At 61.3% G+C, this 1,749-nt stretch carries 2 protein-coding genes; one reads left to right on the top strand and one right to left on the bottom strand.

The window, feature by feature from the left end; genetic code table 11:
- Positions 1-469: 469 nt before the first annotated feature.
- Positions 470-1,234: an energy transducer TonB gene (locus HNH97_RS13295; RefSeq protein WP_338085473.1), complete on the bottom strand. Its 765-nt coding sequence runs from the start codon at positions 1,232-1,234 to the stop codon at positions 470-472.
- Between the two features lie 119 nt (positions 1,235-1,353).
- Here HNH97_RS13295 and HNH97_RS13290 point away from each other — a divergent pair.
- Positions 1,354-1,749: DUF2946 domain-containing protein (locus HNH97_RS13290; RefSeq protein ID WP_244949457.1), on the top strand; the 396-nt coding region annotated here is incomplete at its 3' end.

The raw sequence follows: 1,749 nt of genomic DNA, 5'->3' as shown, positions 1-1,749 counted from the left end.
CGGAGGCCATCGCAAAAACCGTCAATCAAATCGCCAAAACCCAGAAATTACCGGCCAAGCACATCAATCAGGGGTTCTTCGATCCCTCCAAATGCATTAGGAATGATTGTTTATATTATCTTTTTTTATCTCATTATATATATCACCTATTCATTTTTATAGCATAAAATGACATGATGGATCGGCTACACAGGGCATATATTCTGATGCCCTTAGCATGTGCTGACTTTAGCCATGCAAGAAATTAAGACAGCCCCGACCGTCAGGATGGATGGTCGATCGTGATCGGGGCTGCCATCACCAGAAAACGCATGTTTCCGGCGACACACCCTTTATGCGGAAAATATTCCTAAAAAAATGATAACCAGCCTTCTATCCCGCCCTCAAGCAGCGCGCTAATTTTTTAAAACGGACATTCTTATACGCATAGGCGGCTGCCTGCACAGGGTTGCCGAACGTCCCTTCACCATTAATGCAGGCGAAACGTAACCGGCAGCAGGACATGCGTGCCCTCCAGCGGGCGACCCTGCGGGGTGCACTGGACCTTACGCGCAGCGGCAAGGGCCGTGCTGTCCAGGTCATCATAGCCGGTGCCGGATTTCAGGCTGACCTGTACCACCTGCCCCTCGCTCCCCAGCACGACATCAACCAGCGCATTGCCTTCCTCATGCATGTGACGGGCCATGGCGGGGTAACGCCAGGCGGGGGGCGTGCAATGGGGCGCGGTTGGCACAACCGCCGCAGTCTGTGCTGCGCCAGGCACGGCCGGGCCATTCTGCGTTGCCGCAGGGGCAGACCCAACCGGTGCGGCAACACGAGCTTGGGCCGAGGGCTGAGCAGACGGTGACCGGGATTGCGCAACAGGGCGCACGGCGGGCCGGGCGGTAACAGCAGGCAGCGTGACCACGGCTTTTGGCTGTGGCTGTGGCTGTGGCTGTGGCTGTGGCTGTGGCTGTGGCTGTGGCTGTGGCTGTGGCTGTGGCTGTGGCTGTGGCGTAGCCTCTTGCGGGGGCGGTGCAACCCCGGGCTGGTCAAAAAAGACCTGAATGCTGTTTTTTTCCGCTGGGGCCGCGGGCACGGGCGCGCGGGCGGGCAGCAGCCACGCGGCAATCAGGCCGTGGCCCAGCACGGCAGCCATGATGGCCCAGCCCGCAAGCAGCCGCCCGCGCCGCCAGCCGGCGGGGCCGGTTGACGTGACAAGAATCCGGCCTGCCGTTCTGTCCTGCTGCTGCACGCTTCCATCCATTGGGGCATGGGCGCGGGCTGCCTTGTCATTTGACAAAAAGCCCCCGACCTCCGAGAACACTGTCCTGTTACCGCCTTTATCTTACAACCGCAAAGAACCTGTCCATCATGGGCCAAGCCCGCCACCCCTTCATGCATGACATGCCTGTGATCCGCTGGGTCATGGTGCTGTGTGCGTGCCTGGGGCTATGGGGCCAGTTGCTGGTTGAAAGCCGCAGCCTGCCCGGCGAACTGCCGCGCGGCACCATCATGCGGCTGACGGGAATCGATATCGCTCCCGTCGCAACGCGGACAGAACGCCACGCAGCGCCGCCGCATCACCACATGGCGATGGCGAACGCGCCCCATGAGCATGGCGACATGCCCCCCCATGGCCACGACCATGCCGAAGGCTGCCCGCTCTGCCCGCTCCTGCACCTGCCTGCCCTTGCGCTGGTGGTTCTGCCCTTCCTGCCCCTGCCGCCCATGGCATGGGCCGCCCACCGGCACGAACCCCGCCAGCCC

Origin of the sequence: Gluconacetobacter entanii, from assembly GCF_013155425.1 — a bacterium.
Classification (GTDB): Bacteria; Pseudomonadota; Alphaproteobacteria; order Acetobacterales; family Acetobacteraceae; genus Novacetimonas; species Novacetimonas entanii.
Note: the sequence above shows the minus strand (reverse complement) of the source record. Positions and strands in the feature narration are given on the sequence as shown.